The organism is Streptomyces sp. NPDC041108 (genome assembly GCF_055592645.1).
Genome location: NZ_JBVIYK010000001.1, coordinates 754768 through 779232, shown reverse-complemented (window position 1 = coordinate 779232; position 24465 = coordinate 754768). Strand labels below are relative to the sequence as shown.

Annotated in this window: 20 protein-coding genes; 9 read left to right on the top strand and 11 right to left on the bottom strand. The window is 71.4% G+C overall.

Annotated elements, in window-relative coordinates:
* Positions 1-5 precede the first annotated feature (5 nt).
* The 9 genes from ACZ6BB_RS03295 to ACZ6BB_RS03255 all read right to left on the bottom strand — a co-directional run bounded on the left by ACZ6BB_RS03295 (position 6) and on the right by ACZ6BB_RS03255 (position 10161).
* The gene (locus tag ACZ6BB_RS03295) at positions 6-1286 is read right to left on the bottom strand and encodes a Gfo/Idh/MocA family protein (protein ID WP_471613613.1); all 1281 of its coding nucleotides are present in this window, start codon (positions 1284-1286) and stop codon (positions 6-8) included.
* A gap of 76 nt (positions 1287-1362) precedes the next feature.
* A complete protein-coding gene (locus ACZ6BB_RS03290; RefSeq protein WP_471613612.1) occupies positions 1363-2400 on the bottom strand; it encodes a substrate-binding domain-containing protein in 1038 nt (345 codons plus the stop codon).
* 36 nt (positions 2401-2436) lie between these two features.
* On the bottom strand, positions 2437-3453 hold the full coding sequence (locus ACZ6BB_RS03285; RefSeq protein ID WP_471613611.1) for an ABC transporter permease: 1017 nt from the start codon (positions 3451-3453) through the stop codon (positions 2437-2439).
* Positions 3450-5033 (bottom strand): sugar ABC transporter ATP-binding protein, encoded by a 1584-nt coding sequence (locus ACZ6BB_RS03280; protein WP_471613610.1) that lies wholly within the window; start codon positions 5031-5033, stop codon positions 3450-3452. The genes ACZ6BB_RS03285 and ACZ6BB_RS03280 overlap by 4 nt, the downstream gene beginning before the upstream one ends.
* A gap of 126 nt (positions 5034-5159) precedes the next feature.
* The gene (locus ACZ6BB_RS03275; protein WP_471613609.1) at positions 5160-6341 is read right to left on the bottom strand and encodes an ROK family transcriptional regulator; all 1182 of its coding nucleotides are present in this window, start codon (positions 6339-6341) and stop codon (positions 5160-5162) included.
* Between the two features lie 420 nt (positions 6342-6761).
* Complete coding sequence (locus ACZ6BB_RS03270) at positions 6762-7436, bottom strand: GntR family transcriptional regulator (RefSeq protein WP_471613608.1); 675 nt, start codon at positions 7434-7436, stop codon at positions 6762-6764.
* A gap of 201 nt (positions 7437-7637) precedes the next feature.
* Complete coding sequence (locus ACZ6BB_RS03265; protein WP_471613607.1) at positions 7638-8576, bottom strand: beta-ketoacyl-ACP synthase III; 939 nt, start codon at positions 8574-8576, stop codon at positions 7638-7640.
* A gap of 147 nt (positions 8577-8723) precedes the next feature.
* On the bottom strand, positions 8724-8861 hold the full coding sequence (locus ACZ6BB_RS03260; protein WP_318810201.1) for an MFS transporter small subunit: 138 nt from the start codon (positions 8859-8861) through the stop codon (positions 8724-8726).
* A complete protein-coding gene (locus tag ACZ6BB_RS03255) occupies positions 8827-10161 on the bottom strand; it encodes an OFA family MFS transporter (protein ID WP_471613606.1) in 1335 nt (444 codons plus the stop codon). The genes ACZ6BB_RS03260 and ACZ6BB_RS03255 overlap by 35 nt, the downstream gene beginning before the upstream one ends.
* A gap of 272 nt (positions 10162-10433) precedes the next feature.
* Between ACZ6BB_RS03255 and ACZ6BB_RS03250 the strand changes: the two genes are divergently transcribed.
* The 6 genes from ACZ6BB_RS03250 to ACZ6BB_RS03225 all read left to right on the top strand — a co-directional run bounded on the left by ACZ6BB_RS03250 (position 10434) and on the right by ACZ6BB_RS03225 (position 18361).
* Complete coding sequence (locus ACZ6BB_RS03250; RefSeq protein WP_471613605.1) at positions 10434-11405, top strand: 2-dehydropantoate 2-reductase; 972 nt, start codon at positions 10434-10436, stop codon at positions 11403-11405.
* Between the two features lie 10 nt (positions 11406-11415).
* Entirely contained in the window at positions 11416-13341 is a 1926-nt protein-coding gene (locus ACZ6BB_RS03245) for a molybdopterin oxidoreductase family protein (RefSeq protein ID WP_471613604.1), read from the top strand.
* Positions 13342-13347: 6 nt separating this feature from the next.
* Positions 13348-15180 (top strand): NADH-ubiquinone oxidoreductase-F iron-sulfur binding region domain-containing protein, encoded by a 1833-nt coding sequence (locus ACZ6BB_RS03240; protein WP_471613603.1) that lies wholly within the window; start codon positions 13348-13350, stop codon positions 15178-15180.
* Positions 15177-16037, top strand: coding sequence for a 2Fe-2S iron-sulfur cluster-binding protein (locus ACZ6BB_RS03235; protein WP_471613602.1), 861 nt, complete (start codon positions 15177-15179; stop codon positions 16035-16037). Before ACZ6BB_RS03240 ends, ACZ6BB_RS03235 begins: the two co-directional genes overlap by 4 nt.
* Positions 16038-16045: 8 nt before the next feature.
* Positions 16046-16909 (top strand): formate dehydrogenase accessory sulfurtransferase FdhD, encoded by an 864-nt coding sequence (gene fdhD / locus ACZ6BB_RS03230; RefSeq protein WP_471613601.1) that lies wholly within the window; start codon positions 16046-16048, stop codon positions 16907-16909.
* Positions 16910-17125: 216 nt separating this feature from the next.
* Positions 17126-18361 (top strand): hypothetical protein, encoded by a 1236-nt coding sequence (locus ACZ6BB_RS03225; RefSeq protein ID WP_471613600.1) that lies wholly within the window; start codon positions 17126-17128, stop codon positions 18359-18361.
* On the opposite strand, the gene ACZ6BB_RS03220 is transcribed toward ACZ6BB_RS03225, so the two are convergent.
* Positions 18300-19343, bottom strand: coding sequence for a bile acid:sodium symporter family protein (locus ACZ6BB_RS03220; RefSeq protein WP_471613599.1), 1044 nt, complete (start codon positions 19341-19343; stop codon positions 18300-18302). The genes ACZ6BB_RS03225 and ACZ6BB_RS03220 overlap by 62 nt on opposite strands.
* A gap of 141 nt (positions 19344-19484) precedes the next feature.
* On the opposite strand from ACZ6BB_RS03220, the gene ACZ6BB_RS03215 reads away from it, so the two are divergent.
* Complete coding sequence (locus tag ACZ6BB_RS03215) at positions 19485-20360, top strand: LysR substrate-binding domain-containing protein (RefSeq protein WP_471613598.1); 876 nt, start codon at positions 19485-19487, stop codon at positions 20358-20360.
* Between the two features lie 347 nt (positions 20361-20707).
* The gene (locus tag ACZ6BB_RS03210; RefSeq protein WP_471613597.1) at positions 20708-22534 is read left to right on the top strand and encodes an AMP-dependent synthetase/ligase; all 1827 of its coding nucleotides are present in this window, start codon (positions 20708-20710) and stop codon (positions 22532-22534) included.
* A gap of 62 nt (positions 22535-22596) precedes the next feature.
* Here ACZ6BB_RS03210 and ACZ6BB_RS03205 read toward each other — a convergent pair whose 3' ends face one another.
* On the bottom strand, positions 22597-23379 hold the full coding sequence (locus ACZ6BB_RS03205) for a Tat pathway signal sequence domain protein (RefSeq protein WP_471613596.1): 783 nt from the start codon (positions 23377-23379) through the stop codon (positions 22597-22599).
* Between the two features lie 231 nt (positions 23380-23610).
* On the opposite strand from ACZ6BB_RS03205, the gene ACZ6BB_RS03200 reads away from it, so the two are divergent.
* Entirely contained in the window at positions 23611-24447 is an 837-nt protein-coding gene (locus ACZ6BB_RS03200) for an aldo/keto reductase (protein ID WP_471613595.1), read from the top strand.
* Positions 24448-24465: the final 18 nt, after the last annotated feature.

Below are 24465 nucleotides of genomic sequence, written 5' to 3'. Positions count from 1 at the left end.
TCTCCTCAGACCGAGGTGGGGGTGTGGGTCGGCATGTAGACGGAGTTCTTCTCGGCGCTCTCCTCGACCGCCGCGAGCACGCGCTGCACCTGGAGCCCGTCGGCGAAGGACGGCTCGGGCCGGTGACCCGCAGCGACGGCGTGGACCAGGTCTCGGACCTGGTGGACGAAGGTGTGCTCGTAGCCGAGGCCGTGGCCCGGCGGCCACCAGGCGTCCAGGTAGGGGTGGTCGGGCTCGGTGACGAGGATGCGGCGGAAGCCCGCGTGGGCGGCCGGCTCGGTGTGGTCGTGGTAGGCGAGTTCGTTGAGGCGTTCCAGGTCGAAGGCCAACGAGCCGCGCTCGCCGTTGAGTTCGATGCGCAGGGCGTTCTTGCGGCCGGTGGCGAAGCGGGTCGCCTCGAAGGAGGCGACGGCGCCGGAGGCGAAGCGGCCGGTGAACAGGGCCGCGTCGTCGACGGTGACCGCGCCCCGGCCCGCCGCGGCGCCGGTGGAGGCGAGGCCGGCGGACGCGCCGGCGGGCAGGGGCCGTTCGCGGACGAAGGTCTCCATCAGGGCGGACACGCCGACCACGGGCTCGCCGGCCATGTACTGCGCGAGGTCGACGATGTGGGCGCCCAGGTCGCCGAGCGCCCCGGAACCGGCCGACTCCTTGCGCAGCCGCCAGGTGAGGGGGAACTCGGGGTCCACGAGCCAGTCCTGAAGGTACGTCACCCGTACATGCCGCAGGACTCCCAGCCGCCCCTCGGCGACCATGCGGCGGGCGAGCGCGGTCGCGGGCACCCGGCGGTAGTTGAAGCCGACCATGGCCAACTGGCCGCGTCCGTACGCCTCTTCGGCCGCCGCGGCCATCTCCTCGGCCTCCCCGACGGTGTTGGCCAGGGGTTTCTCGCAGAGCACGTGCTTGCCCGCGGCCAGGGCCGCGAGGGCGATCTCGGCATGGCTGTCGCCAGGGGTGCAGATGTCGACCAGGTCGATGTCGTCCCGGGCGATCAGCTCCCGCCAGTCGGTCTCCGTCGTCGCCCACCCGTGCCGGTCCGCCATGGTCCGTACCGCGTCGCCGTCCCGCCCGCACACGGCGGCCAGCACGGGGCTGAGCGGCAGGTCGAAGACCCGTCCCGCCGTGCGCCAGCCCTGGGAGTGGGCGGCCCCCATGAAGGCGTAGCCGACCATGCCGACGCGCAGCGCCGGTCTGCCGCGCCCCCCGGCGGGCGCGTCCGCGTCCGCGCCGGGCGCCGGCGCTCCTGACTCCTCCGCCTCGGCCTGGTCGGGCTGCTGCGGCTGTCCCATGCGTGTGTCCTCCTCGTCGTGGCGGCGCGGTGCGGGCGGGGCCCGACCGCGGGTCGGGCCCCTTCGGCAGGTCCCGTCACTTGAAGCCGGTGGACATGTACTGGTCGACGTTGGCCTTGTCGACGACGGCCGAGTAGAGGGTCAGCGAGGACGGGATCTCGAACTCGGCGAGGCCCCCGACGCCCTTGCCCTGGCCGAGGGCGCGGGCGAGGTCGATCGCGGAGGCGGCCATGGTCGGGGGGTAGAGGACGGTGGCCTTCAGCACCCCGTCGTCCTTCTTGATCGCCTGGAACGCGGAGAGCGCGCCCGCGCCGCCGACCATCAGGAAGTCGTCGCGCCCGGCCTGATCGATGGCGCGCAGGGCGCCCACGCCCTGGTCGTCGTCGTGGTTCCACAGGGCGTCGAAGTCCGACTGGGCCTGCAGGAGCTGGGCCATCTTGGCCTGGCCCGACTCGACCGTGAACTCGGCGGCCTGGCGGGCCACCTTCTTGATGTTCGGGTAGTTCTTCAGCGCGTCGTCGAAGCCCTTGGTGCGCTGCTTGGTCAGCTCCAGGTTGTCGAGCCCGGCCAGCTCGATGACCCGGGCGTCGCTCTTGTCCTTGAGCTGCTCGCCGATGTAGTGCCCGGCGTTGAGCCCCATGCCGTAGTTGTCGCCGCCGATCCAGCAGCGGTACGCCTGGGGGGAGTTGAAGATCCGGTCGAGGTTGACGACGGGGATGCCGGCCCGCATCGCCTTCAGGCCGACCTGGGTGAGCGCCTTGCCGTCGGCGGGCAGGATCACCAGGACGTCGACCTTCTTGTTGATGAGGGTCTCGATCTGCCCGATCTGCTGGGCCGTGTCGTTGGAGCCCTCGGTGATCTCCAGGGTGACGTCCTCGTACCGCTCGGCGCGGCTCTTGGCGTTCTGGTTGATCGCGTTGAGCCAGCCGTGGTCGGCCTGGGGTCCGGCGAAGCCGATGGTGACCGCCTTGCCGGGCTTGTCGTCGGCGGCCGGTTGTTCGTCGGCGGCCCGGTCGTCCTTGGGTTCGTTGCTGGTGCAACCGGCGAGGAGGGCGCCGGCCGAGACGGCGGCGGTTCCGAAGAGCAGTCTTCTGCGGCTGGTGATGTCAGGCATGGCGGTGGACCTTTCCCGTGTCGGCTCTTCGGTGTCTCAGGTCGTGCTTGCCGTACGTCGCTGGACCAGGACCGCGGCGACGATGATCGCGCCCTTGGCGATCTGCTGGACGTCGCTCTGCAGGTTGTTGAGCGCGAAGATGTTGGTGATCGTGGTGAAGATCAGGACGCCGATGACGGAGCCGGTGATGGTGCCCCGGCCACCGCTGAGCAGGGTCCCGCCGATGATCACGGCGGCGATGGCGTCGAGTTCGTAGAGGTTGCCGTTGGTGTTCTGGCCCGAGCCGGACAGCACGATCAGCAGGAACGCGGCGATGCCGCAGCACAGTCCGGAGAGCAGGTACAGGTAGAGCCGCTGGCGGCGGACGTCGATGCCCGCGAGCCGGGCAGCCTCCGCGTTGCCGCCGACTGCGACCGTGCGCCGGCCGAAGGTGGTGCGGTTCAGCACCAGCCAGCCGATGATCGTCACGACCGCGAAGACCAGGACGAGCGGCGGGATCCCGAGGACGTACGCGTCGCGCTCGCCGAGGTCCAGGACGGAGTCGACGGTGACGACCTGGGTGCTGCCGTCGGTGATCTGCAGGGCGAGTCCGCGGGCCGAGGCGAGCATGGCGAGGGTGGCGATGAAGGGGACCACCCCGCCGTAGGCGACGAGCAGTCCGTTCACCAGTCCGCAGCCGACGCCGACGATCATCGCCGTGAAGAGGATGCCGGCGAACCCGTACTCCTGGGTGGCCACGGTCGTCGCCCACACGGACGCCAGGGCGACGATCGCGCCGACGGACAGGTCGATGCCGCCGGAGGTGATGACGAAGGTCATGCCGACGGTGACGACACCGATCACCGAGGCCTGGGTGAGGACGAGTTGGAGGTTGCGGGTGTCGAGGAACTCGTCGGGACGGGTGAGGCCGCCGATGAGGATCAGCGCGGCGAGGACACCGAGGAGCGAGAGGGTGCGGACGTCGGCGCGTAACACCCGGGCCCGCCAGGCGGGCGGCCCGTCGACGGGTGTCGCTCTGTCGGCGTCCCGGGGAGGGGACATGGGCTGGGTCATGACGACGGGCTCCCTTCACCGGTCACGGGGCGTACCGCACCGGCCGCCGGACTTCCCACACTGGCCACCGGAGTTCCTTCCATCACGAGGTCGAGGACGCGGTGTTCGTCCAGCTCACGGGCGGGCGCCGTGTGCACGACCCGGCCCTCGCGCAGGACGAGCACCCGGTCGGCGAGGCCGAGGACTTCGGGCACCTCGCTGGAGACCAGCAGCACGGCAAGCCCCTCGTCGGCGAGCCGGCGGACCACCGCGTACAACTCGGCGCGGGCTCCGACGTCGACGCCCCGGGTCGGCTCGTCGAGCAGCAGGACCCGGCATCCGCGCAGCAGCCAGCGGGCGAGCACCGCCTTCTGCTGGTTGCCTCCGGAGAGCGTGCGGACCGGTACGTCGGGGTTGTCGGGGCGCAGGGACAGCTCGCGGGTCGCGGCCCGCGCGGCACGGTGTTCGGCGCCCCGGTCGATCCAGCCGACGCGCGCGAAGCGGCCCATCGACGACACGGAGACGTTCCTTGTGACGGACTCCAGCATCAGCAGCCCCTGCGCCTTGCGCTCCTCGGGGGCGAGCCCGAGCCCGGCCCGGACGGCGGCCCGGACACTGCCGGGCCTCAACGGCCTACCGTCCACGCTGACCTGACCGGCTGTGGGCTTACGGGCGCCGTAGATCGTCTCCAGGATCTCCGAGCGTCCCGAGCCGACGAGTCCGGCGAGCCCCACGATCTCGCCGGGCCGCACCTGAAGGTCGAAGGGCTCGAACTCCCTGTCGCGTGCCAGCCCCCGCACCTCCAGGACGGGCGCGACCTCGGCCGGGGACGCGGACGGCCGGTCGGGGAAGACGTACTCGACGTTGCGTCCGGTCATCAGCGCCACGACCTCGCGCGTCGGCGTGGACTTCGCGGGCAGCCCGCCCGCCACGGCCCGCCCGTCCTTCAGCACGGTCACCCGGTCACCGATCCGGCGGATCTCCTCCAGGCGGTGCGAGATGTAGACGACGGCCACCCCGTCGGCGGTCAGGGCGCCGACGATCCTGAACAGGTTGTCGACCTCGTCCGGGTCGAGCGCGGCCGACGGTTCGTCCATCACGATCAGCCGTACGTCGTGGGAGAGCGCCCGCGCCATGGACACGATCTGCTGCTGGGCGGCGGACAGGTCGCCGACGAGCCGCGCCGGGTCGACCTCGGGGTGCCCAAGTCGCTTGAGCAGGGCGGCAGTCGAGGCACGCGCCGCCTTCCCCCGTACGACGAAGCCGGCGGCGGTGGGCTCGTGTCCGAGGTGGACGTTCTCGGCCACCGACAGGCCCTCGACCAGGTCGAGTTCCTGGTAGATGGTGGCGATGCCGAGGCGCATGGCGGCGATCGGGGACTTCAGGGTGACGGGTTCGCCCCGCCAGGTGATCGTGCCGTCGTCGGGCTGGTGGGCCCCGGCCAGGACCTTGATCAGGGTGGACTTCCCGGCGCCGTTCTGGCCGAGCAGGCAGTGGACCTCTCCGGCCTGGACGTCGAGGTCGACGCCGTCGAGGGCCCGGACTCCGGGGAACGCCTTGGTGATGCCGGACATGGTGAGCAGCGGTGGTTCTGGTGCCATGAGTTCCCCTTGGCGGGCGTGCGGGCCGGTTACAGGGCGGTGCGCGTGCGCGGGCAGGCGTGTTCAGGGCAGGGCAGGGCGGAGCGCTGTTCCGGTGATCGGTGTTAGGCAGCTGCCGGGAGGGGCTTACGCGGGTGAGAACAGGTGGTCGCTGATGAGGCGGGCCGCGCCGATGACTCCGGCGGTGGGCCCCAACTCCCCCAGCACGATGGGCAGGTTGTTGGTGGCGAGGGGAAGTGACTGGCGGTAGACCTGGGTGCGGATGGCGGCGAGCAGGGTGTGGCCGAGGCCGGTCACCCCGCCGCCGATCACGACCAGGCCGGGGTTGAAGAAGCTGACGAGTCCGGCGATGACCTGGCCGGTGCGGTTGCCGCCCTCGCGGATCAGGTCGAGCGCGGTTGCGTCGCCGGCGGCGGCCGCGGCGGCCACGTCGACGGCCGTCAGGGTGCCGTTGATCTCCAGCCGGGAGGCGAGTTCCACCGACAGTCCCTGGCGGGCGGCTTCCTCGGCGTCACGGGCGAGGGCGGCGCCGCTGAAGTGGGCCTCCAGACAGCCCCGGTTGCCGCAGGCGCAGGGGCGGCCGTCCGGCACGGCGAGGATGTGCCCGATGTCGCCGGCGCTGCCCGTCGTCCCGCGGTGGACCTCGCCACCGGCGACGATGCCGCAGCCTATGCCGGTGCCGATCTTGACGCAGAGGAAGTCGCCCACGGAACGGGCGACGCCCGCGTGCTGCTCCCCCATCGCCATCAGGTTCACGTCGTTGTCGACCATGACGGGGCAGCCGAGTTCCTGGCTGAGCGCCTCGCGCACCGGGAAGCCGTCCCAGCCCGGCATGATCGGCGGGGCGACGGGGACGCCCTCGGGGAAGCGGACCGGTCCGGGTACACCGATGCCGGCGCCGTCGAACCCCTCCGCGAGCCCGGACGCCCGCAGCTTGGCCGCCATGGACAGCACCTGCTCGAAGACGGCGACCGGGCCGTCCCGTACGTCCATGGGCTGGTTGATGTGGCCCAGGATCTCCAACTCGGCGTTGGTGACGGCCACGTCGATCGAGGTGGCGCCGATGTCGACGCCGAGGAAGCGGAGTTGGGGGGCGAGCCGGATGTTGTGCGACCGGCGGCCGCCGCGTGAGGCGGCCAGTCCGTCGGCCACGACCAGTCCCGTCTCCAGGAGCCGGTCCACCTCCACGGCCAGCTTCGACCGCGAGAGGTCGACCCGGTCCCCGAGCTGCGCCCGGGAGTTGGGTCCGCCGTCCCGCAACAGCCGCAGCAGTCTGGCCTGGTGCGCGTTCGCGGGTCGAGCCGTCATTCGTCTCACAAGCCCCTCCCGCCTCATCGGCACCGCTGTGCTTGGCTTTCGAGGGGAACGTAGCAGCGGCTGCCGGGCCTGGGAAGAAGTTGCGCACCGATTGGCGCAGACTTTCGCCACTGAGTGGACAAAGAAAGAGCGACGGGCAGGCGGACGCGAAGCGCCCGGCGCCGGACTCGCGGGGCAGCGGGAACCGCAGGACCTGCTGAAACGAGCGCCCGCGGCCGTTCGCAGACGCGGCCGGACCGTCGCGGCGGCCACCCCTGCGCCGACCCGGCCGGGATCACGGGCGCTACGCGCGGCGGCGGCGCACGGCCACGGCGGCGCGGGCACCACCGCCCCGCCCCAGGCCCCGGGCCCCGGGCCCCCGGTAACCGGAACAGACCACCGGCCACCAGCAACCGGCAACAGCGGACCCCGCTACTTCTCCCGCTCGTGATACGTCTTCCGCGTGTGCTCCGTATGGGCGCGCATGACCTGGGTCGCGCGGGCCTCGTCGCGGGCGGCGATGGCGGCGATCAGCTCGCGGTGCTCGATCCAGGACTGGCTGCCGCGCTGCCGGGCGACGGGGGTGTAGTACCAGCGGACCCGGCGGTCGACCTGGGCGGCGAGTTCGGCGAGGACCGTGTTGCCGGCCAGCTCCATGACCTTGGCGTGGAAGCGGGCGTTCAGGGCGACGGCCGCGTCCACCTCGTCGGCGGCGACCGCTCCCTCGCCCTGCGTGCAGAGGTCCTCCAGGGCCGTGATGCCCGCCGTGCCGGCGTTCGCCGCGGCGAGGCGGGCGGCCTCGGCCTCGAGCAGGGTGCGGACCGTCAGCAGCTGGTCGGCCTCCGCCTCCGTCGGCTCGTGGACGAAGGCCCCCTGGGCGGGCCGGAGGTCGACCCAGCCCTCGGTGTTCAGGCGTTGGAGGGCCTCGCGGACGGGCTGCCGGGACACCCCGAGGTGCCCGGCGAGCTCGCTCTCGACGAGGTGCTGGCCGGGGCGCAGCGCGCGCGTGGTGATGAGTTCGAGCAGGGCCTCGTAGACGCGGTCGCGCAGCGGGCCGGGGCGTTCGAGCTTGGGCACCGCCCCTTGCGGAAGTCCTGTCGACAACATCGGGTCCCCCTCCAGAGCACCACTGGGTGTACTGCACACGGAAAGTCGACGGCCCGTACTGGAAAGAACTGGAAAGTCCGAGTCGACAGCCAGTATGGATTGTCTTTCGTCTACAGTCTACGACCCATGATGGCCAGGGGGCCGACGAGCATGCCTCGTCACACCGCCCCGGGCGGCACCACGAACGCCCTGCTCAGAGACTCACGGGCAGCGGACGACCTGGCCGGCGTACGAGAGGTTGCCGCCGAATCCGAACAGCAGCACGGGGTCGCCGCTGGAGATCTCACCGCGTTCGACGAGCTTGGAGAAGGCGAGGGGGATGCTCGCGGCCGAGGTGTTCCCCGAGTCGACGACGTCCTTCGCGACCACGGCGTTGACCGCGCCGATCTTCGTCGAGAGGGGCTCGATGATCCGCAGGTTGGCCTGGTGCAGGACGACCGCGGCGAGGTCGGCGGGGGTGAGTCCGGCCTTCTCGCAGGCCGCGCGGGCGATGGGCGGCAGCTTGGTGGTGGCCCAGCGGTAGACGCTCTGGCCCTCCTGCGCGAAACGCGGCGGGGTGCCCTCGATGCGTACGGCGTTGCCCATCTCGGGCACCGATCCCCACAGCACCGGCCCGATGCCGGGCTCCTCCGAGGCCTCGACGACGGCCGCGCCCGCCCCGTCCCCGACGAGGACGCAGGTGGTGCGGTCGGTCCAGTCCGTGACCTCGGACATCTTGTCGGCACCGATGACGAGCGCCCGGGTGGCGGCCCCCGCGCGCACGGCGTGGTCGGCGGTGGCCAGCGCGTGGGTGAACCCGGCGCAGACGACGTTGACGTCCATGGCGGCCGGGTTCGGGATGGAGAGCCGGTGCGCGACCCGGGCCGCCATGTTCGGGGAGCGGTCGATGGCGGTGGAGGTGGCGACCACGACCAGGTCGATGGCCTCCGGGCCGAGGCCGGCCGAGGCCAGCGCCTTGGCGGCGGCGTGGCCGGCCAGTTCGTCGACGGGTTCGTCGGGTCCGGCGATGTGCCGTGTGCGAATGCCCACGCGGCTCGTGATCCACTCGTCACTCGTGTCGACCAGACCCGCCAGGTCCTCATTGGTGAGCACCTTGGCGGGCTGGTAGTGGCCGACGGCGGCGATACGCGAGCCAGTCATGAGTGTTCCCCTCGTAGCCTGTGGTCAGCGGGATCAACCAGTCTGATCAGTGACTCACGGGTATGAGGGCGGCCGAGGCGACAGTAAAGGGTGGCCCAAGTTGTGGGCTTCCATCAGACCCCAAGCCGGGCCTCGGGCGTCGAACACTCAGCCGGTGAACAATTGCGTGGCCTTCCGCACGAGTTCGTACAGTCCGTAGGCGAGCGGCACGCCCACCCACACCCAGGCGAAGACGATCAGGGGTCGCCGGTCAGGCGGATTCGGACTCGCGTCGCTGGACTCCATCGGTGGCCTCCCTCGGGGCGGGGACGTGGAAGCGGGGGTTGACGGGCCGGACCAGCTCGTTGGCGACGAAGCCGATCACGAGCAGTCCGATCATGATGAAGAAGGACGTTCCGTACAGCTCGGGGCCGGACTTGCCCGCCTCCTCCTGCCGGTCCGCGATCCAGTTGACGATCAGCGGTCCGAGGACACCGGCCGTGGACCAGGCGGTGAGCAGCCGGCCGTGGATGGCGCCTACCTGGTAGGTGCCGAAGAGATCCTTCAGATAGGCGGGGACGGTTGCGAAGCCGCCGCCGTAGAAGGACAGGACGACCAGGGCGCAGACGATGAACAGCGGCTTGGAGGAGTCGCCGAACTGGGCGATCAGCAGGTACATCAGCGCGCCGACGCCCAGGTAGACGCGGTAGATGTTCTTGCGTCCGATCAGGTCGGACGTGGACGACCAGACGATCCGGCCGGTCATGTTGGCCGCGGAGAGCAGCGCGACGAAGCCGGCGGCCGCGGTGACGGTGACCGGGGTGGAGGAGTCGGCGAAGAAGTCCGTGATCATCGGGGCGGCCTTCTCCAGGATGCCGATGCCCGCGGAGACGTTCATGCAGAGGATGACCCACAGGCACCAGAACTGCGGGGTGCGGATGGCGTCGCGGGCCGAGACCTGCGGGCCGTCCAGCACGCTCGGTCCGGCCTCGACCGGCTTCTCGGTGCGCGGCACCCGTACCAGCAGCACACCGAGCAGCATGAACACGGCGTACGACAGGCCGTGCACCAGGAAGGCCATGGCGATGCCGGAGGAGTCGGAGCCGAAGGACTCCAGCATCTGGGCGGACCACGGCGAGGCGATGAGCGCGCCGCCGCCGAAGCCCATGATCGCGATGCCGGTGGCCATGCCGGGCCGGTCGGGGAACCACTTGATCAGGGTGGAGACGGGCGAGATGTAGCCGATGCCGAGACCTATGCCGCCGACGAAGCCGTAGCCGAAGACGATCAGCCAGTACTGCTCGGTGGCCGCGCCGAGCGAGGCGATCAGGAAGCCGGAGGAGAAACAGATCAGCGCCACCGTCATCGCCCAGCGCGGCCCGTTGCGCTCGACGAGGGTGCCGCCGAACGCGGCGGACAGGCCCAGCATGACGATGCCGAGCTGGAAGGGCAGGGCGCTCTGGGTGCCGCTGAGGCCGAGCGCGGATTCGAGCGGCGGCTTGAAGACGCTCCAGGCGTAGGCCTGCCCGATGGAGAGATGAACGGAGAGTGCGGCCGGGGGGACGAGCCAGCGGCTCCAGCCCGGAGGTGCGACGGGGGGACTCATGATCCCGGACGGTAGGGAGTGGCAAGGGGGGTTGAACAGGCGGCGCGGCGACCGTATGCGGTGAGCGGTACGCCCCGCGCGCCGAACGGTCGTTCCCCGGCCGTCCCGCGGGTCCGAGTACCGGCCACCTTCATGTCCGGGTAATGCCTTGCCCGGCCGCTGCACGAACCCTTGTCGCCCCAAGTCCCATACTGTAGACAATATTTCGTCGACAGAGTTCCCCCTGTGCTCCATCTCCGCGGTATCCCTCGACCGAACGGAGCTCCCTCACCATGAAAGTCGCAGTTCTCGGCGCCGGTGCGATCGGCGCCTACGTCGGCGCCGCGCTCCACCGCGCCGGCGCGGACACGCATCTCGTCGCCCGTGGACCGCATCTCGCGGCCATGAGGCGGGACGGGGTGCGCGTGCTCAGCTCGCGCGGGGACTTCACCGCCCGCGCCCACGCCACCGACGACCCGGCCGAGATCGGCCCGGTCGACTTCGTCCTCCTGGGCCTCAAGGCCAACTCGTACGCGGCGTGCGGGCCGCTGATCGAGCCCCTGCTGCACGGCACCACGGCGGTGATCGCCGCCCAGAACGGCATCCCCTGGTGGTACTTCCACCGGCACGGCGGCCCGTACGACGGCCGGCGTGTCGAGAGCGTCGACCCGGGCGGCGCGGTCAGCGCGGTGCTCGCCCCCGAACGGGCCGTCGGCTGTGTCGTCTACGCGGCGACCGAGCTCGAAGGACCGGGGGTCGTACGGCATCTGGAAGGCACCCGGTTCTCCATCGGCGAGCCGGACCGCACGGTCTCGGCGCGCTGCCGGGCGCTCAGCGAGGCCATGGTCGCCGGTGGCCTGAAGTGTCCGGTGGAACCCGATCTCCGGGGCGACATCTGGATCAAGCTGCTCGGCAACATCTCGTTCAACCCGATCAGCGCGCTGGCCAGGGCGACCATGCGGCAGATGTGTCTGCACGGCGGCACCCGCAAGGTCATCGAGACGATGATGGCCGAGACCATGGCCGTCGCCCGGGCCCTCGGCTGCGAGGTCGGTGTCTCCATCGAACGGCGGATGGCCGGTGCCGAACGCGTCGGCGACCACCGCACCTCCACGCTCCAGGACCTGGAGCGCGGCAAACCGCTGGAACTCGACGTCCTGCTGGCCGCCGTCGTCGAGCTGGCGGACATCACGGGTGTCGAGGTGCCCACCCTGCGCACCGTCCACGCCATCTCGGACCTGCTCGCGCTGAGGAGCGCGGCATGAGGAGCGTCGTATGAGGAAACGCGACCGGACCCCGAAGACCTACACCCGGCTCACCCACCCCCTCGTCCGCGACTCCCGCGACGAGCCCTTCCGACGGGCGAGTTGGGAGGAGGCGCTGGACCGCGCCGCACGGGGCATCGCCCGCAACCGCGACGCGTTCGGCCTGTTCTCCTGCGCCCGCGCCACGAACGAGATGAACTACGTGGCGCAGAAGTTCGCCCGCGTGGTCATGGGCACCAACAACGTCGACTCCTGCAACCGCACCTGTCACGCGCCGAGCGTCGCCGGCCTCTCGGCCGCCTTCGGCTCGGGCGGCGGCACCTCCTCGTACGAGGAGATCGAGCACACCGACGTCATCGTGATGTGGGGCTCCAACGCCCGCTTCGCGCACCCGATCTTCTTCCAGCACGTACTGAAGGGCATTCACAACGGCGCCCGGATGTACGCCGTCGACCCGAGGCGGACCTCCACCGCCGAGTGGGCGGAGAGCTGGATGGGGCTGAACGTCGGCACCGACATCCCGATGGCCCACGCGATCGGCCGCGAGATCATCCACGCGGGCCTCGCCAACGAGGCGTTCATCGAGCGGGCGACCAGCGGCTTCGAGGAGTACAGGGCGCTCGTCGAACCGTGGACGCTGTCGCTCGCCGAGAAGGTGACGGGCGTACCGGCCGCCGCCATAAGGGAGTTGGCGCACGCGTACGCCCGGGCCGAGCGGGCCCAGCTGTGCTGGACGCTCGGCATCACCGAGCACCACAACGGCACGGACAACGTCCGCGCGCTGATCAACCTGTCGCTGCTGACCGGCCACGTGGGCCGCTACGCCTCGGGCCTGCAGCCCCTGCGCGGCCAGAACAACGTGCAGGGCGGCGGCGACATGGGCGCCATCCCCAACCGGCTGCCCGGCTTCCAGGACATCCTCGACCCGGCGTCCCGGCTGAAGTTCGAGTCGGCGTGGGACACCGTCATCCAGCCGCACTACGGGCTGAACCTGACGGAGATGTTCGAGGCCATGGAGGAGGGCTCGCTGAAGGCCGTGTACTGCATCGGGGAGAACCCGGCGCAGTCCGAGGCCGACAGCGAACAGGCCGTGCGGCGGCTGGGACAGCTGGACTTCCTCGTCGTCCAGGACATCTTCCTGACGAGGACCGCCCAGCTGGCGGACGTCGTGCTGCCGGCGACCGCCGGGTGGGCCGAGACCGACGGCACCACCACCAACAGCGAGCGGCGGGTCCAGCGGGTACGCCGTGCCGTCACCCCTCCGGGCGAGGCCCGCGAGGACATCGACATCCTCTGCGACCTCGCCTCCCGGCTCGGGCACGACTGGAAGTACGCCGACGCGGAGGCCGTCTGGAACGAGCTGCGGTCGGTGTCGCCGGACCACCACGGCATGACGTACGACCGGCTGGAGGAGCACCAGGGCATCCAGTGGCCCTGCCCGGACACCGACGGACTCGAACCGCCCTATCTGCACGGGCGGTTGTGGGACCCCGACCCCGCGAACCGGGGCCGGCGCGCGCCCTTCGGGATCGTGCGGCACGATCCGCCGGTGGACCTGACGGACGAGCGGTTCCCGATCCGGCTCACCACCGGGCGACGGCTCGACTCCTACAACACCGGTGTGCAGAGCGGCGGTTACGCCTCGCCGCTGAGGCGCGGGGAGTACATCGAGCTGTGCCCGGAGGACGCCGAGCGCTACGGGGTCGCGGTCGGCGAGGAGGTCCAGGTGTCCTCGCGGCGGGGATCGGTGGTGGCACCGGTGTGGATCGACCTCGCCCTGCGGCCCGGCCTCGCCTTCATGACCATGCACTTTCCCGACGAGGTGGACACCAACCAGCTGACGATCGAGGCCAACTGCCCGATCGCGGGGACGGCGGAGTTCAAGGCGTCGGCGATCCGGATCGAGAAGCTGCCCGTCGCGACCATCGTGAGGTGATGTCAAGTGGACCTGCACTTCGGTGACAGCAAGCCCACGGACGAGGAGAGGGCGGCGGTCGACACGTTGCTCGGGCCGCCGGAGTCCTCCTGGGAGGGCGCGGCCCGCGACGAGATGACGGCCGGCGATCTGCGGTGGGGGCGCGGCGGCCGGGAGGCCCGGGACCGCCGTGACCTGCTGTTACCGGGGCTGCACGCCCTCAACGACCGGATCGGCTGGATCAGCGGGGGCGCGCTGGACTACCTCTGCAGGCGGCTGACCGTGCCGCCGGCGGAGGCGTACGGCGTGGCCACCTTCTACGCCATGTTCTCGGTCCGGCCGCGCCCCGCGACCGTGCTGCACGTCTGCACGGACCTGGCGTGCGCGGCGGCCGGGGCGGCCGGCCTGTGCGCCGGGATCGAGGCCCGGCTCGGCCCCGGCAGCGGGGTGGGCGTGCAGCGCGGCCCGTGCCTCGGGCTGTGCGAGCGGGCACCGGCCGCGCTCGCGATCAGGGCCGGGGATCCGGTGAGTACGGCGGTGGCGGCGCCCGCGACCGTCGAGTCGGCCGTGCTCGCGGCGAGCGCGCCCGACTCGGCGGACGAGGAACCCCCGGCCGTCATGGCGGTGCCCCAGGCCGGGGACCCCTCCCTGACCCTGCTGAGCCGGGTCGGCGTCGTCGATCCGTCCTCCCTCGACGACTACCGCGCCCACGGCGGCTACGCGGCCCTGCGCCGGGCCTTCGAGCTCGGGCCCGCCGGGGTCATCCGCGAGGTCACCGACTCGGGCCTGGTCGGGCGGGGCGGCGCCGCCTTCCCCACCGGCCGGAAATGGCAGGCCACGGCGTCGCAGCCCGACCGTCCGCACTACCTCGTCTGCAACGCGGACGAGTCAGAGCCGGGCACCTTCAAGGACCGCGTGCTCATGGAGGGTGACCCGTTCTCCCTGGTCGAGGCGATGACGATCGCCGGGTACGCGACCGGAGCGCACCGGGGGTACCTGTATCTGCGGGGCGAGTACCCACGGGCCCTGCGGTGCCTGGAGAACGCGATCGCGCAGGCCCGCGCCCGGGGACTGCTCGGCGACGACGTCCTCGGGCAGGGCTACGCCTTCGACATCGAGATCCGCCGGGGCGCCGGCGCCTACATCTGCGGCGAGGAGACGGCCCTGTTCAACTCCATCGAGGGCTATCGCGGCGAGCCCCGCTCCAAGCCGCCGTTCCCGGTGGAGAAGGGCCTGTTCGGCAAGCCGACCGTGGAGAACAACGTCGAGACGCTCGTCAACGTGCTGCCGATCCTCACCCTGGGCGCCCCGGCGTACGCGGCGATCGGCACCGACCGCTCCACCGGGCCGAAGCTGTTCTGCGTCTCGGGCAGCGTCGACCGGCCCGGCATCTACGAACTGCCCTTCGGCGCCACCCTCGGCGACCTGCTCACGCTCGCCGGGGTACGGGACCGGCTCCGTGCCGTCCTCCTCGGCGGCGCGGCCGGTGGATTCGTACGGGCCGACGAACTGGACATCCCGCTCACCTTCGAGGGGACGCGGGAGGCCGGCACGACGCTCGGCTCGGGGGTCGTGATGGCCTTCGACGACACGGTCCCACTGCCCCGGCTGCTGCTGCGGATCGCGGAGTTCTTCCGCGACGAGTCCTGCGGGCAGTGCGTGCCGTGCCGGGTCGGAACCGTACGGCAGGAGGAGGCGCTGCACCGGATCGCCGAGCGGACCGGCGCGGCGGCGGCCGGTGACATCGCCCTGCTCAGGGAGGTCGGCCGCGCGATGCGGGACGCCTCGATCTGCGGTCTGGGGCAGACCGCCTGGAACGCCGTGGAATCCGCGATCGACCGTTTGGGGGCGTACGAATGACCGTGATCCCGCTGGGAGTGCCGCGTCGTCTGCTGGAGTTCACCCTCGACGGTGAGCCGGTGCGGGCGCCCGAGGGCTCGACGATCCTGGATGCCTGCCGGGCCGCGGGCAAGGACGTACCCACCCTCTGCGAGGGCGACACGCTCGCCCCGAAGAACGCCTGCCGGCTCTGTGTCGTCGAGGTCGAGGGGGCCAGGACCCTCGTCCCGGCCTGCTCCCGCAAGGCCGAGCCCGGTATGGAGGTGCGCACGGACACCGAACGCGCCCGGCACAGCCGCAGGATCGTCCTGGAACTGCTGGCCTCCTCGGTCGACCTCTCGACGACCCCGGAGGTCGCCGGGTGGCTCAAGGAGTACGAGGCGAAGCCGGACCGCTTCGGCCCGGACGCGGCCCGGCTGAACGAGGAACCGAGGGTCGACAACGAGCTGTACGTGCGGGACTACGACAAATGCATCCTGTGTTACAAGTGCGTGGATGCCTGTGGGAGCCAGTGGCAGAACTCGTTCGCGATCTCCGTCGTCGGGCGCGGTTTCGACGCCCGGATCGCCGTGGAGCACGACGGCCCCCTGACCGATTCGGCCTGTGTGTACTGCGGGAACTGCGTGGAGGTGTGCCCGACGGGCGCGCTGTCCTTCAAGTCGGAGTTCGACATGCGGGCGGCGGGCACCTGGGACGAGTCGGCGCAGACGGAGACGACCACGGTCTGCGCGTACTGCGGAGTGGGCTGCAACCTCACCCTCCATGTGCAGGACAATGAGATCGTGAAGGTCACCTCGCCGCACGACAACCCGGTGACCCACGGCAACCTCTGCATCAAGGGCCGTTTCGGCTACCAGCACGTACAGAACCGGGACTGAGACACGACATGGGACGAGTCACGGAACGACGCAAGGTGATCCGCATCCGGGACGGTGCCGTCTCCACCCGCCCGGACACCCTCGTCGCCGAGGAACCGATGGAGATCCGGCTGAACGGCAAGCCGCTCGCGATCACCATGCGCACCCCGGGGGACGACTTCGCGCTGGCGGCGGGGTTCCTGGTGAGCGAGGGCGTGCTCGCCGAGCGGTCGGACCTGCAGAACATCGTCTACTGCGCGGGGGCGACGGAGGACGGAGCCAACACGTACAACGTGGTGGACGTGCGGACCGCTCCCGGCGTCGTCGTCCCCGACATCAATCTCGAACGCAACGTCTACACGACCTCGTCCTGCGGGCTGTGCGGCAAGGCGTCGCTGGACGCCGTCCGGACGACCGCCCGCTGGGCCGTCGACGACACCCGCGGGGGTGAGGCTCCCCCGGTCCGGCTCGACCCCGGCCTCCTCGCGGGCCTCCCCGACCGGCTCCGCGCGGCGCAGCGGGTCTTCGACCGGACCGGGGGTCTGCACGCGGCGGCCCTCTTCTCCGAGGACGGCGAACTGCTCGACGTACGGGAGGACGTGGGGCGGCACAACGCGGTGGACAAGCTGGTGGGGCGAGCCCTGCAGAGCGGTGCGCTGCCACTGTCGAGGGCGGTGCTGCTGGTGTCGGGGCGGGCCTCGTTCGAGCTGGCGCAGAAGGCGGTGATGGCGGGGATCCCGGTGCTGGCGGCCGTGTCGGCGCCGTCGTCCCTCGCGGTCGACCTGGCGGCGGAGACCGGGCTGACCCTGGTGGGGTTCCTGAGGGGGGCCTCCATGAACGTGTACGCGGGCGAGCACCGGATCGCTCTGCGGGCCGCGGCCGACCGGAGCTGACCGGCCTCCCGCGGCACGGCGGCGGGGCCCCTTGCGGCGGGGAGCGCCCCCTGCGCCCTCGGGGCCCCGCCTTTCGCCGCGCCGGGTGTGCGCCCCTGGAGAAGGCGCCGGGGGCGACCCACGCCGGCCGGGGCGCGGGGAACCTCGCCGGACGCCACGGCCGGATCCCGCGACTGCCCATGGACCGGGTGGACGCGGGCAACTAACGTCCCTCCCGTGCCCGATGACGCAGGAGCACGACGGCGTACGGGGGCCGGACCGGTCCTGATCCTGGCCCTGGTCCTGGCCCTCGCGGCCGTGCTGCTCACCGCCCTCCCGGACGACGACCGGGAGGGCGGCGGCACCTGCACGGCGCGTACGGTCCGCGACTGGGACCCGGACCCTGCCCTGACCGGCGAGTTCACCCGCTACGGCGACGACGCGACCCGTACCGACGACTGGACCGGCGGCGACGGGACCCACTCGGTGCGGCTCCCCGACGGACGGCTGCTGTGGCTGTTCTCGGACACCTATCTGGGCCAGGTGCACCCCCCGCCCAACCCGGCGGGCGAGTCCGTGGCGTGGCGGGACACGGCGACGCCGCTGGTGCGCAACTCGGCCGTGCTGATGTCCCCCTCGGGCCGTCTCGAAGCCACTCTCCCGGCCCCCGTCTTCCCGGACCCCGCCCCGGGCCGCTGGCGCTGGCCGGTGGCCGCCCGGGTGGAGCCCCGTTCCCCCGGCTCGGACGAGAAGGTCGTCCGGGTGCTGCTGTGGACGCGTACGACAGGCAGATCGCCGTGGATCTACGGGGTGCCCACCTCCACCGAGGTCGCCACGCTGTCCCTGCCCGGTCTGCGGCTGGAGGGGATCACGACGGTGCTGGACCAGGCGTCGGTCGCCGATCCGGCCCGGCGGGTGCTGTTCGGGACGACCGCCGTCGACGCGGGTGAGTGGACGTACGTCTTCGGCGGCACCGACGCGCAGGCCGCCTCCCGGCCGACCTCGCACGCGTACGTCGCCCGGGTGCCGCGCGGCCGGCTCGGGGAGCCGGGAGCGTGGGAGTACTGGGGCGGCGCGCGCTGGCAGGTGCGGGGGCGGCCGGCGGCCGTGCTCGGGAACGGGGCGGACAAGGGGGTGGGCAGCGCCTTCACCGTCGTCCGGGACGGGCGTACCTATGTGCTGCTCACCATGGCCGCCGGGACCGAGGGGCTGACGACCGTGACCGCCTACTGGGCCTGCTCCCCCACCGGGCCCTGGCACGGGCCCACCGAGGGGTTCCGTGCGCCGTTGCCGGGCGGCGGGGTCGCGGCGTACAACCCGCAGGCGCACCGGGCGGTCGACGACGGGCGGCTGGTGCTCAGCTACGACGTCAACTGGCTGGACGCCGACGCGGCGGCGGCGCAGCTGAACATCACGCGGAACGTGTCCCTGTACCGACCGCGGTTCCTATCGCTCCGTCTCGCCGCTCCGTGACGTCCGGTTCCTCGACCGGGTCCTGGGCGCGGCGTTTGGCGATGACCGCGCAGACCATCAGCTGCATCTGGTGGAACAGCATCAGGGGCAGCACGGCGAGGGACGCCTCGGGGCCGAACAGGACGCTCGCCATCGGCAGGCCGGAGGCCAGGGACTTCTTGGAGCCGGCGAACTGGAGGGCGATCCGGTCCTCCCGGTCGAAGCGCAGGGCCTTGCCGCCGTACCAGGTGAGCAGCAGCATCACCGCGAGCATGACCGCCTCGACGCCGAGGAGTCCGGCCAGCCGCAGCGGGCTGACCTGGCTCCAGATCCCGCGCACCATGCCCTCGCTGAAGGCGACGTAGACGACGAGGAGGATCGAGCCGCGGTCGACGAGGCCGAGGATCCGCTTGTGCCGGGTGACGAAGCCGCCGATCCAGCGGCGGGCGAGCTGTCCGGCGACGAACGGCACCAGCAGCTGGAGCACGATCTTCAGCACCGAGTCGGCGGAGAACCCGCCGGCGCTGCCGCCGAGTAGGGCCGCCGCCAGCAGCGGGGTGAGGACGATGCCGGCGAGGGAGGAGAAGGAGCCCGCGCAGATCGCGGCGGGCACGTTGCCCCGGGCCATCGAGGTGAAGGCGATCGACGACTGGACGGTCGACGGGACGAGGGTGAGGAAGAGCAGCCCGGTGTAGAGGGAGTGGTCCAGGAACACCGGCTCCAGGCCGCGGGCCGCCAGGCCCAGCAGCGGGAAGACGACGAACGTGCAGGCCAGGACGGTGATGTGCAGCCGCCAGTGCTTGAGGCCGTCGAGTGCCTCGCGGGTGGAGAGCCGTGCGCCGTAGAGGAAGAACAGGAAGGCGATCGCGGCCGTGGACGCGCCCGACGCCACCTCGGCGGCCGTCCCGCGCGCGGGGAGGAGCGCCGCGAGCCCCACGGTGGTGAGCAACAGCAGGACATAGGGATCGATCGGCAGCCGGCTCGGCCACTTCAGGCGGTTCACGGTGCTCCACGTGCGTTCGACGAGGGTGGGTCCGGGACCGGAAGGCCCCTCTCCATCGTCCTCCCGGGCCCCTTGATCGGGAATCCGTCATACCGCTCTGACTGTCATCACGTTTGCCGATGACCGGGTAGGCTGGCGATCGTGTACGACCCCTCCCATCTGCGCACCTTCCTCGCCGTGGCGCAGACGCTGAGCTTCACGCAGGCCGCCCGTCGGCTGGGGCTGCGCCAGTCGACGGTCAGCCAGCACGTGCGCCGTCTGGAGGACGCGGCCGGGCGGCAGCTGTTCTCGCGGGACACCCACTCCGTGGAGCTGACGGAGGACGGCGAGGCGATGCTCGGGTTCGCCCGGCGGCTGCTGGAGGTGCACGAGCAGGCGACGGCGTTCTTCACCGGGACCCGGCTGCGCGGGCGGCTGCGGTTCGGAGCGTCCGAGGACTTCGTGCTCACCCGACTGCCGGAGATCCTTGAGGCGTTCCGGCACGACCATCCCGAGGTGGATCTGGAGCTGACGGTGGAACTGTCGGGCACGCTGCACGAGCGGCTCGCGGCCGGCCGGCTCGATCTGGTGCTGGCGAAGCGGCGCCCGCAGGATCCGCGCGGTGAACCGGTGTGGACGGACCGGCTCGTCTGGATCGGAGCGGAGCGGCTCCGCGTGGACCCCGACCGCCCGGTCCCGCTGATCGTCTACCCTCCGCCGGGCATCACGCGCGCCCTGGCCCTGGAGGCGCTGGAGCGCGAGGGCCGTTCCTGGCGCATCGCCTGCACCAGCGGAAGCCTCAACGGGCTCATCGCCGCCGCCCGCGCGGGCCTCGGCGTGATGGCGCACTCCCGTCGCCTGGTGCCTCCGGGCCTGGCCCGGGTCCCCGAGCGGGCCGGGCTGCCGGAGCTCGGCGAGGTCGACTTCGTCCTCGTCCACGGCCGTCGCCCCGGCGCGGCGACGAGCGCGGCGGACGCCCTGGCAGCAGCGATCCTCACGGGCGGAGACCGCCTGCACGGCGGGCCACGAACACTGTGACGGAAGCCCCCGGCCCGGGGTCGGCGGCACCCCACCGAGGGCAGCCGTCCTCGCGGCGGGCCTCCGCGTGACACCGGCCGGTAGAGGTGAGTGGTGTTCGTGTTCGCCGTGGCCGGAACGTGTTCGACAGGACACGTAGCGCCACCGGCGCGTGCGGGTTCGGTGGAGATTGACCTCGGTGAAGTCACCGCACGGTCGGGCAATATGCCGGAGTCATCCTCTTCTGCGGTCGTTTACCAGCGACGACCCGTGCCTTGCGTCCCTATGCGCCCCCTCCACAACCCTCCCGCCTCCTCTCGCGGTGAGGTAGCTTTCACGCGCTGTTCGGAGCGCCACGAGGAGCGGGTTTGCGCGAGTTCACCAACCCCCCGTTGGCGTCGGCGCCGCCGGTGGGCGGCCTGGCCGACGTCGTCTTCGAGCACGCCCAGGAGGACCCGGACCACATCGCGCTCGGCCGCAAGGACGAGCAGGGCGAGTGGCGCGACATGACCTCCGCCGAGTTCCGTGACGAGGTTCTCGCGCTGGCGAAGGGGCTGCTGGCGCAGGGCATCCGGTTCGGCGACCGGGTCGCCATCATGTGCCGCACGCGCTACGAGTGGACCCTGTTCGACTACGCGCTGTGGACCGTCGGCGCCCAGGTCGTCCCGGTCTACCCGACCTCCTCCGCCGAGCAGGTCTTCTGGATGCTGTACGACTCCCAGTGCACGGCGGCCATGGTCGAACACGAGGACCACGCGATGACCATCGCCACGGTCATCGACCGGCTGCCCCAGCTGCGCCGGCTCTGGCAGCTGGACGAGGGCGCGGTGCAGGAGCTGTACGAGTCGGGCGCGCACCTCGACGACGAGGTGGTGCACCGGCACCGTCTCGCGGTCACCCCGGAGTCGATCGCGACGATCATCTACACCTCCGGCACGACGGGCCGCCCCAAGGGCTGTGTCATCTCGCACGCCAACTTCATGGTGGAGGCGGACACGGTCATCGAGCGCTGGGCACCGCTGTTCAAGTCCCGCAGGGGCGACGCGGCGGCGACGCTGCTGTTCCTGCCGCTCGCCCATGTCTTCGGGCGGATGGTGCAGGTCGCGGGCATCCGCGGGAAGGTCAAGTTCGGCCATCAGCCGCAGCTCAACGCCGCCGTCCTGCTGCCCGACCTCGCCGCCTTCCAGCCGACCTTCTTCCTCGCGGTGCCGTACATCTTCGAGAAGGTCTTCAACGCGAGCCGGCGCAAGGCCGAGCGCGAGGGGAAGGCCGGGCCGTTCGAGAAGGCGGTCGAGGTCGCCGTGAAGTACGCGGACGCGACGGAGGCGAGGGCCTGGGGGATCGGCCCTGGTCCGTCGGCGGGCCTGCGAATGCAGCACCAGTTCTTCGACAAGGTCGTCTACGCCAAGATCCGGGAGGCGATGGGCGGCCGGATCAAGTACGCGATGTCCGGCGGCTCGGCGATGGACCGACGGCTCGGACTGTTCTTCGCGGGGGCCGGCGTCCACATCTTCGAGGGGTACGGCCTGACGGAGTGCACGGCGGCCGCGACCGCCAACCCCCCGGAGCGCACCCGGTACGGCACGGTCGGCCAGCCCATCCCGGGCATGAGCGTGCACATCGCGGACGACAACGAGATCTGGCTGCGCGGCCCCAACGTCTTCCAGGGCTACCTGAACAACCCGAAGGCCACCGACGAGACCCTGCACGACGGCTGGCTCGCCACCGGCGACCTGGGCTCACTCGACGAGGACGGCTATCTCACCATCACCGGGCGCAAGAAGGAGATCCTGGTGACCTCGGGCGGCAAGAGCGTCTCGCCGGCGATCCTGGAGGAACGGGTGCGCGACCACCCGCTGGTCGCGCAGTGCATCGTCGTCGGCAACGACCGTCCGTACATCGCGGCCCTGGTCACCCTGGACGGGGAGGCGGTCGCGCACTGGCTGCAGATGCGCGGCAAGCCGACGCCGGCGGCGGCCGAACTGGTGCGCGACCCGGAGCTGGAGACCGAGGTGCGGCGGGCGGTGGTCGCCGCCAACACCCTGGTCTCGCAGGCCGAGTCGATCCGCACCTTCCGCATCCTCGCGCACCAGTTCACCGAGGAGCACGGACTGCTGACGCCGTCGCTGAAGCTGAAGCGCAGGGCCATCGAGAAGGCGTACGCGAAAGAGGTGGAAGCGCTGTACCGGGCCTGAGACCGCCCCGGCCGCCCCGTCGTCGTTCCGGCGCCCCGCGTCGCTGTCCGTTCCTGGGCCGGTCAGACCAGTTGATAGCCCTTCATGTTCCGCAGCAGCAGGTGACAGTTGCGCAGGGAGTCCGAGGTGTCGCCGAGGGAACGGTAGATGCCCCACTTGGGGCGCAGGCGGTCGCCGAGGAAGGTGTCGACGCCCGAGCGGGAGACGTCGATCAGGGTGGCCGGGCCCTTCCGGAGGATCCAGCGCACCGAACCGGCCGTGCCGTTGCCGACCTTGACCTGGAAGTCGACGTCGACCCAGGAGTCGTGCAGGGGTGTCAGGGCGGTGCGGCCGACGAGGATGTCGCCGATCGGCAGCTTCAGCTCGATGGTCTGCGCCCCGTCGACCCGGCGCAGGGACTGCACCACCAGGGGTGAGGTGCCGGCGCCGGGCTGCTTCATCTGCATGATGTGCGTGAAGCTGGTGGTCGCCCGCAGCGAAGCCGGGATGTACATCCCGTAGGTGACGCGCCAGGTCTGGCCCTCGGTCCAGCGCAGGAAGCCGCTGCCCGTGCGCAGGCCGGTGACCTCGTGACGCTGACGGTCGGTGGCGGAGTCCCGGTCGACGGTGTGCATGTCGAAGCGCCAGGTGTCGCCGACGGCGCGGATGTGCGGCGAGGCGGAGGGGTGCGAGCCTGCGCGGTCGTCCTCCAGGGTCTCGAAGGCGCGCAGCCCGTCGCCGCTCGCCGAGGGGGACCACCTCAACTGCCAGGAGGCGGCGTGCGCGGCGGGGGCGGGCAGCCCGACGGCGCCCGCGGCGGCACCGCCGAGCGCGGCGCCGAGGACGTTCCTTCGCGTGGGGGTCATGAGCCATCCATTCACGTATGCGACCATCATTCAGCGACGTGCGTTGCGGCAGAGACAGCGTCCACGCATGACCGTGTTCGGTCAATGGTCCAGACCGATACGCTTGGACCACCGGATCCGTTTCCGGCCAATCTGCGATTCGGAGCGCGAGCGGTCCGCTCAGGAATGCATCGCGCTCCGTGATCGTTGACGATGGGAAGCACCACCCGACGACTTAAGGATCGAGAGCTCGTGAGCAGCAAGGTCCCCCCGATCATCCTGAACAACGGCGTCGAGATGCCCCAGCTGGGCTTCGGCGTGTGGCAGGTGCCGGACGACGAGGCCGAGCAGGCGGTCACCACCGCGCTGGAGGCCGGCTACCGCAGCATCGACACCGCCGCCATCTACGGCAACGAAGAGGGCACCGGCAAGGCCATCGCCACGGCCGGCGTGCCCCGCGAGGATCTCTTCGTCACCACCAAGCTCTGGAACAGCGACCAGGGCTACGACTCCACCCTCCGCGCCTTCGACACGTCCCTGGCCAAGCTCGGCCTGGAGTACGTGGATCTGTATCTGATCCACTGGCCGATGCCGGCCCGGGGCACGTTCGTCGACACCTTCAAGGCGTTCGAGAAGCTCTACGCGGACGGCCGCGCGAAGGCCATCGGTGTCTCCAACTTCCTTCCGGAACACCTGGAGACGCTGATCGAGGCCACGAGCGTCATTCCGGCGGTCAACCAGATCGAGCTGCACCCGCACCTCCAGCAGCGCGCGGCCCGCGAGTACCACGCCGAGCAGGGAATCGCCACCGAGGCCTGGTCGCCGCTCGGTCAGGGCAAGGGGCTCCTGGAGGTCCCGGCGGTCGTCGCGATCGCGCAGAAGCACGGCCGCACCCCCGCCCAGGTGGTCCTGCGCTGGCACCTCCAGCTGGGCAACGTGGTCATCCCCAAGTCGGTGACCCCGTCCCGCATCAAGGAGAACATCGAGGTCTTCGACTTCTCCCTGGACACGGAGGACATCGCCGCGATCAGCGCGCTGAACGAGGACCGGCGCATCGGCCCGGACCCGGCGACGTTCGACCAGGCCTGAGACCGGGCCGCTCCCGGC